Genomic DNA, 7,404 nt, shown 5'->3' on the forward strand with positions numbered 1-7,404 from the left:
ACACATGGCTCTTACGCTCCCCTCTATCATAGGCCCCCACGGCTTTATGTCTTAGGTCTATACTATAAGCTGATGGCATCATCTCACGATCGCTAACTTCATCTTTCTATTATGTCCTAACTCTCCCTTTCACTGCTATAAATACCGATCTAGAGCTAGAGCTGTCAGTAGAACAACTACGGGTATGACGGTATAACTATGGCCTTGACGTTGGAAGTGGACGAAGGTGAGATAGAAGATGCTAGGAAAGCTCCACAGTAGAATGGCTTGAGTTCGCCAGTCGCGGATGGCAAGGGGAGGAATGGGGGAACGACGAGCCATGGCAAACCTCAGTAGGGGAATGGTAACAAATCCTAGAGTCATGACCAGGGTATAGAGCCATAACCGGAGATTGGAGATAATTTCTTGAAGGCTATCGCTATCTTTGAGATGGCTGTCTAACCAAATTTGGATGGCGCTAACATAGGCATCAAACCCACCAGAGAGAATGAGTCGGGGAATACCCCAGAGTGAAACCCCGATCGCCCCTGTACCCAAGGCTAAGATAATATCTGTTGCTCGATAACTTTTCTCTCGCCATCCCAAACCCGCAGCCACACTCCAGAGGGGGAATAGGAAAATGGGGGTATTGGGGCGAATACCGCCTGATAATCCTAACAGTAGAGCGGAAATCAGCAGAGCGCGGCGATCGCCCTTACGGCTATGATGACACGCGATCGCAATCAGAATCACCCAAGCCAGTTCTAGGGTGTAGGATAATCCCACCTCGCTATAAAACCAAATTAGGGGACTCGATAGCATCAAGAAAGCCGCGATCCATCCTACTGTGCGGTTAAACCATAGGTTTCCTAAAACATAAATGGCGCATGTGGCGATCGCCATGGCAATAATATTCACCATCACTAAACTTTGATTGGCATCTTGCAACAAGAAGTTAAGCAGCCGAGCCGATAAGATTAGGACAATAAACGTACCGGGAGCATGGGGTTGATGGCGTTCGAGATCGAACTCTTCCATCGCCCAAGCAAAGTTAACGCTATCGTGTTCATAGAGGATTTGACTTTGGAAGGGTAAGCGAGTGGCGATCGCCAGTAGAAATAGTACCACTAACGGCCAGCGATGTTGCAGAAAACGAGCCATGGTTTTGCTGGAATGGAGAAAGTTTGAGATTCATCCATCTTCTCATTTGCTGGGTATCAGAAGCTCCATTTCGGAAAGAAACCTGGCTTCTGGCGATCGCTTGACTATTCTAGCTTTCACCAAACCAGTCTTCATCCAAGACTTGAGATAAACTCATTTCGGCATCTTCGGGTAAATCAAAGAGCTTCGAGACCGATTTGAGTGCAACTGGATAGGCCTTATAATATAGGAGCGGTAGCTGCGATCGTAGGCTGGGACTATCTTCGAGACGATCTTCAATTTGGGCCCGGAAATTAACGATTTCTGCTGACCAATGATTGCTACAGCGCTCTTTTTCCGCTTGCCAATATTTCAGTTTCAGCAAATGTTCTAAAAGCCGAGTGAGTAAACTGATAACCGCTCGTTTATCATTTTTTCCCATGCTTTCCAGCTCTTCAATCAGATTATCCCAATCGATTTCATGAAAGTCTCGATTTCGTAAAGCTTCCACAGTTTCTTGTATCCATTGATGATAATCTCGATCATACAAAAATCTGGCGACCATCAGTTCATTCTCCATACAGCCCAGCCTTATTTTATCTTTTTGCAGTGCCCAAGCTCTCCCCATCCCCCCATCCCTTGATTAAGATGGTGAATGGTAGTCTATGGTGAAAGGTCATGGAAGTTGGTTTAGAGGCTCGGTTGAGCGATCGCCGCTTAGAAGCAACACAAACCAGTCAGCAACGGCAGTTATCGATGTCGATATCGGCGAAAGAGCCAGAAACGGGATCGGAGAACCTGCGGTTAAATTTGTGTTTAATTCTCGATCGTAGTGGCTCGATGGCCGGTCAACCCTTGAAAATAGTGAAACATGCAGCCACTAAAGTGATTGAGCGTTTACAACAGGGCGATCGCCTCTCAGTAATTGCATTTAATCATCATGCTGAAGTCTTAATTGACAATCAGATCGTCGATGAACGCAAGCCACTGATCCAACTCATCGATCGCCTAGAAGCGGATGGGGGAACCTCCATTGATGAAGGGATGCGTTTAGGAATTGAAGAAATTGCCAAAGGGAAGCAGGATGCAGTTTCCCAGGTTTTTCTGCTTACAGATGGGGAAAATGAACATGGGGATAACGATCGCTGTTTCAAGTTAGCCAACTTAGCAACTGAGTATAAATTAACCATTAACACCCTCGGATTTGGGGCCCATTGGAATCAGGATGTATTAGAAAAGTTAGCCGATGCGGGCGGCGGAACTTTGTCCTATATTGAACACCCAGAAGAAGCCATTACTGCTTTTTCTCGATTATTTGATCGGGTGCAGTCCGTCGGATTAACCAATGCCTTTCTAACATTATCTTTCAATCCGGGGGTACGCTTGGCGGAACTTAAACCGATTGCCCAAGTGTCGCCCGATACCATCGAATTGCCCGTACAGACAGAGGGAGATACCATTCAGGTACGGTTAGGGGATTTAATGAAGGATCAGCCGAGAGTCGTGTTGGCGAATGTATATATGGGTCAATTACCTCTAGGGGAACAGGCGATCGCCACAGTAAAAGTAATTTATGATAATCCTGCATTAGGTCAAGAAGGCTTAGAGTCTGCATCAGTGGAAGTTTCGGCGACAGTGACAGAAGAGTATCAAGCGCAAACCGATCCCCAAGTGCAGTCCCACATGCTCACCCTAGCCAAATATCGGCAAACCCAAATTGCGGAAACCAAGTTAAAACAAGGCGATCGCCAGGGAGCCGCTACCTTGTTACAAACCGCAGCAAAAACCGCTTTGCAACTCGGCGATCAAAATGCTGCCACCATCCTCCAAGAAAGTGCCACCCGTCTCCAAGCTGGGGATGAACTCTCCGAGCAAGAGCGCAAGAAAACCCGAATTGCCTCTAAAACCCGCTTAGGATAAACACTCAGGAGTAATTGATACGATCATAATGGTTCTATTGTAGGAGTGGGCTTCAAACCCGCCCCTTGACATCCAAGACAGTATCTACTACTTGTCGACCAGTTTCAGTTTCCCGTTTGATTTGTTGTAGTTCGGTATCGAGAAATTCAAAACCCCGTTGCCAGTTGATATCAGCAGCAATTTTGGGGAAGAAGAATTCTAGGAAGTCGCGAAAGTAGACGGAGATGGCTTCTTTCCAGGGGGAGTCATCATCAGTCATTTCAATTCAAGATCTATAAATTATCATATTAAATCCGGTTAAAGATTTGTCATTGCAACCGGAGGGAAGCAATCGCCAGGACTCGGAGATGATTGAGATTGCTTCATTGCGCTGACGCGACCTTCGCAATGACATAGTGTAACTGATTATTCGGATTTGATATCAGAATTAAAACTTGTTTTCCAATCCTCCAATGTGCGGGGAATTTGCTGCACTTGAGGACGGAAAGAAGGGGGTAAACTGTGCCAGGCTTCCCAGAGGGTGGGGACACCTAAACCGATTTCTGAGAGTAGTTTCTGTTGAGAAAAAACGGTTTCGGCTTCTCCTTCGAGGATGAGTTTGCCTTGGTTGAGAATGATAAACCAGTCCGCCCATTGATAGGCAAAATCTAGGTTATGGGTGGCGATCGCGATTGTCGTTCCCTTTTGTTCGATTTTGTGTAACTCTTGGAGTAAGGTTTGCAGTTGTTGCGGGTCTAAATAGGCAGTGGGTTCGTCAAGCAACAGCAGTTTGGGCTGCAAGACCATCACTCCAGCTAGGGCAACCCGGCGCTTTTGTCCTAAACTGAGGTGGTGGAGGGGAGTGTGGGCAATTTCAGTCAGTTGGAAATCGGCGATCGCCTGTTCGACGCGGTAGCGAATTTCGGGCTTGGATAACTTTAAGTTACACAGTCCATAGGAAAGGTCTTCTGCTACCGTTCCTGCGACTAATTGATGCTCTGGATTTTGAAAGGCTAATCCCACATTCTGCCGCCATTGTTTCAAGGTTTGGCGCTGATAATCTAAGGGGTTACCTTGCCAGAATATCGTTCCTCGGTCTACGGGATATAATCCTGTCATCAGTAAAAATAAGGTGGATTTTCCGGAGCCATTGTGCCCTAAAATCACGGTTCTCTGATGGGGTTGAATCTTGAGACTCAGTTGCTCAAATACTCCATGAGAGTGTCCTGAGTAGTAATAGCTCACGTTCCTGAGTTCGAGCAAATTAGGGTTATCCATGTGCTATTCCTGACAGTTCTAGAGACAGCAATAGGACAAATCCGAGGAGGGCTTCCCATTCGTAACGGGGCGATCGCTCATACCGCTTCATTGACAACACTGTAAATTTATGCTCAAATCCCCGTGCAGTCGCCCCTAAAGAAAAGTGATGATAATCCGTTAACGTTCGATGTAACAATTGCCGAATCAACAAACTGATGCTGCGCAAACTTTGGGCAAAATTGCCATATCCTCCCCGCGCTTTTTGTCCCAGTCGCAGGTCAGAAACGGTCTTTTGCAGCACCCAAATGAGCCGATACATCAGTAAAATCAACTCTAACAAAAGTTCCGGAAAACGCCACTGACGCAATACTTGAACTATCTCCACCATTGGAACCGTGAGCATCAAGAAAAAGAAACACGATAGACAAGCAACTGCCCGTAAAATCAGCCGCATAAACAAATCCAAGACCGTTTGCGAAATTGACCAATACAGAGATCCGGTTGACCAACCAATCAGGAGTCCAGGAATCTCTAAATGACCACTCTCTACGGTCTGCACATCAATTAAAAATGCCAAGGAACTCATCAACACAAACGTATAGCCCCCCAGAAGTAATTTCAGATAAAACTTCATCGGGATTTTAGCGTATCCAATTATCCAAACCGCCATCCATAAACTGAGAGCAATTTGCGTCAGAGGTTGACTCACCAAAGCCAACCCCAACATGAGCAAAGAAAACCCCAGTTTTTGACTCGGAGGTAACCGATTTAAACCATTTTGATACGCCCAAGTATCAGTCGGTAGCGTCATTTTCCTCAGAAGGATGCGACTGAGAACGTCCCTGATACCATCCGATTCCGTATCCGATAATTCCTGCGCCTAAAGCCGCTTGCAGAGCAAATAATAAGCTCTCTGTTTCGCCCCCCGGCGGTTCTAACATGGGTTCAAACCAGGGTTCATATTGGGGATTCACTTCCGTAATGACTTCCTCGGCTTGCCCGTCGGCTCCCCCAAATTCACTATCTTTAATCGTTATTAAGGGAAAGACGGTTAGCCCAATAATCACTAATAGTAACAGACCGTTTGGCCATTGATTTTGCTGTGTTTTCATACCTGTTCAGATTTCATTAACTTCAAAAGTTTTAATTCCGGTTGAGAATAGGACAGTAAGCTATTCCAAACCATGACGGTTAAGAGTCCTTCAATAATGGCTAGGGGGATTTGAGTCACGGCAAAAATGCCCGCAAACTTCAGAAAAGCGACCCAAATGCCTCCATTTTCCACGGGAAAGGCTAAGGCTAATTGTAAGGAAGTGACGACATAAGTGGCTAAGTTTCCCAACCCCGCTGCCAGAAAAACAGCTAGGGTTTGCCGTTGACTGATCGACATGACTAAGCGATAAATCCCAAAAGCGACAAATGGCCCAATCACAGCCATAGAAAAGGCGTTTGCACCTAAGGTAGTGATGCCTCCATGGGCTAAAAGTACGGCTTGAAATAAGAGAACTAGAGTTCCCAAAACGGTCATCGTTGATGGGCCAAATAATACTGCTCCTAAGCCGGTTCCGGTGGGATGGGAAGAACTGCCTGTCACGGAGGGAATTTTGAGCGCCGAAAGTACAAAAGCAAAGGCTCCAGACAAGGCGAGGAGGAGTTTCAGTTCGGGATTTTTTTGTACGGTTTGGTTAATGCGATAGAGTCCTAAACCAAAGAAGGGCAGAAAAACAACCCACCAAAAAATAACCCAAGGTAGAGGCAAAAATCCTTCCATAATATGCATCGCTTGGGCAGGTGCGGGGAGGAGTGATAATACGAGGGTAAAACTGAAGGCGAGAAAACCAGCCATCAGTCGAAAAAGAAGCTTGCGATCGTTCATAGACTATAGCGCATCGCGCTGGTAATGGGTAATGGGTAATCAGCAACAATAATTGTTGAGAGCGAACTTCAGTTTCTAGTTCACACAATGCAGCAAGATACCCCTAACTTTTGCTATCGCCTTCCTTTGTTAAGGGGGATTGGGGGTATCGATAAAGTGACTAGAAACAATAAACTTGTGACATGATTCTGTACCTCGCAGAATGGTGATTAAAGAGATTTACTTGGGCGGGCATCCTGACTTAGAGATGATTTAGATGTTTGTCATCTCTTTACAGTTGCGGGACAGTGTTGGATTTGCACCAAGCTTTCCCCGTTACCTCTGATGGCTGCTCCCCATCAGAACCGAAGCACCGGCAATCATACCATACAGTAGGGGCAAAAATTTCTGCGCCTGTAACCTATTTCATCAATATGTCACATTCTGTAAAATAAGAGCGTATGTATAAAGAAAAAGTAAAGCCTATAGCTAGCAAGCTTTGTAACAGGTTTTTTCTGGTTTTGGCTTACTATCTCTTCATCTGGGCTTGAAATCATCTAATCGCAGTGGATGGGTAATTCTTAAGGTTTACTTTACAAATAGGCTCTAAGGGTGGTGTGGAATTTATTGGGCGCTCGCTCTTCCCGTTATCTGAGAGAGGATAGAGTAACATTCTCGACTTCCATTCTCAGAAATGACCTGAAATTGTTCAGGCATCAAAATTACGTTGGTATATTGAAATCCTCCAACTAAATCTACATTGGGTAGAGCAATATCTACAGCATAACCTTCAGAGTTTTCATAGCATTCAACAATCACACCTTCGGTATTTTTGGGGATAACTACACTATTAAAATCAGAGTTAATAGGGGTTAGGGTTGTGATTTTATCGTAGAGTTTAGCTTTCATTATCGATAATTTCTTCTGGATAGACTTCTAGCCAATTGGTAATTAACCGAGGATTGGATTCTTCGCGATCGAGTTGCCAGCTAGTAACCAAATCTCCTTCCTTTCTATTCGGCCCTTGAATCTTAATTCTTTTTTGGAATCTAGACCCCCAGGGAGTGGTTTGTCCAGGAACCGATGGTGTAATAGCAAACTGTTGGCACAGCTGGGTAATGACATTTTGTGATTAGGGGTCGAGATGGATGTTACCATCCACCCCTCCCATTCAGAACCGTGCATGAGACTTTCACCTCGCACGGCTCCTGGCAAAATCAGTCCTTGTCATGGATACGGTTGAGACTTCCGTCACTGGCAGTCTTTTTATC

At 45.5% G+C, this 7,404-nt stretch carries 10 protein-coding genes and 1 riboswitch; of the genes, 1 reads left to right on the forward strand and 9 read right to left on the reverse strand.

The window, feature by feature from the left end:
- Positions 1–135 precede the first annotated feature (135 nt).
- Both J7545_RS13485 and J7545_RS13490 read right to left on the reverse strand, forming a co-directional pair.
- Positions 136–1,140, reverse strand: coding sequence for a glycosyltransferase family 39 protein (locus tag J7545_RS13485; protein WP_318719691.1), 1,005 nt, complete (start codon positions 1,138–1,140; stop codon positions 136–138).
- 109 nt (positions 1,141–1,249) lie between these two features.
- Entirely contained in the window at positions 1,250–1,684 is a 435-nt protein-coding gene (locus tag J7545_RS13490; RefSeq protein ID WP_318735668.1) for a DUF29 domain-containing protein, read from the reverse strand.
- A 113-nt stretch (positions 1,685–1,797) separates the two neighbouring features.
- Here J7545_RS13490 and J7545_RS13495 point away from each other — a divergent pair, with 113 nt between their 5' ends.
- A complete protein-coding gene (locus J7545_RS13495; RefSeq protein WP_318719693.1) occupies positions 1,798–3,039 on the forward strand; it encodes a VWA domain-containing protein in 1,242 nt (413 codons plus the stop codon).
- A 52-nt stretch (positions 3,040–3,091) separates the two neighbouring features.
- Here J7545_RS13495 and J7545_RS13500 read toward each other — a convergent pair whose 3' ends face one another.
- The 7 genes from J7545_RS13500 to J7545_RS24075 form a co-directional block, all read right to left on the reverse strand.
- Entirely contained in the window at positions 3,092–3,298 is a 207-nt protein-coding gene (locus tag J7545_RS13500) for a hypothetical protein (RefSeq protein WP_318699279.1), read from the reverse strand.
- 146 nt (positions 3,299–3,444) lie between these two features.
- Positions 3,445–4,296: an ABC transporter ATP-binding protein gene (locus tag J7545_RS13505; RefSeq protein WP_318719694.1), complete on the reverse strand. Its 852-nt coding sequence runs from the start codon at positions 4,294–4,296 to the stop codon at positions 3,445–3,447.
- Positions 4,289–5,089, reverse strand: coding sequence for a cobalt ECF transporter T component CbiQ (gene cbiQ, locus J7545_RS13510; RefSeq protein ID WP_318699281.1), 801 nt, complete (start codon positions 5,087–5,089; stop codon positions 4,289–4,291). The genes J7545_RS13505 and cbiQ overlap by 8 nt, the downstream gene beginning before the upstream one ends.
- Positions 5,073–5,390: an energy-coupling factor ABC transporter substrate-binding protein gene (locus J7545_RS13515; RefSeq protein WP_318699282.1), complete on the reverse strand. Its 318-nt coding sequence runs from the start codon at positions 5,388–5,390 to the stop codon at positions 5,073–5,075. Before J7545_RS13515 ends, cbiQ begins: the two co-directional genes overlap by 17 nt.
- Entirely contained in the window at positions 5,387–6,154 is a 768-nt protein-coding gene (locus J7545_RS13520) for an energy-coupling factor ABC transporter permease (RefSeq protein WP_318699283.1), read from the reverse strand. Before J7545_RS13520 ends, J7545_RS13515 begins: the two co-directional genes overlap by 4 nt.
- A gap of 208 nt (positions 6,155–6,362) precedes the next feature.
- Positions 6,363–6,518, reverse strand: a riboswitch (cobalamin riboswitch).
- Positions 6,519–6,757: 239 nt separating this feature from the next.
- Positions 6,758–7,042, reverse strand: coding sequence for a hypothetical protein (locus tag J7545_RS13525; protein WP_318699284.1), 285 nt, complete (start codon positions 7,040–7,042; stop codon positions 6,758–6,760).
- The gene (locus tag J7545_RS24075; RefSeq protein ID WP_413038993.1) at positions 7,032–7,253 is read right to left on the reverse strand and encodes a DUF6883 domain-containing protein; all 222 of its coding nucleotides are present in this window, start codon (positions 7,251–7,253) and stop codon (positions 7,032–7,034) included. Before J7545_RS24075 ends, J7545_RS13525 begins: the two co-directional genes overlap by 11 nt.
- Positions 7,254–7,404: the final 151 nt, after the last annotated feature.

Origin of the sequence: Roseofilum sp. SBFL (genome assembly GCF_017746885.1) — a bacterium.
In the GTDB taxonomy this organism is placed as follows: domain Bacteria; phylum Cyanobacteriota; class Cyanobacteriia; order Cyanobacteriales; family Desertifilaceae; genus Roseofilum.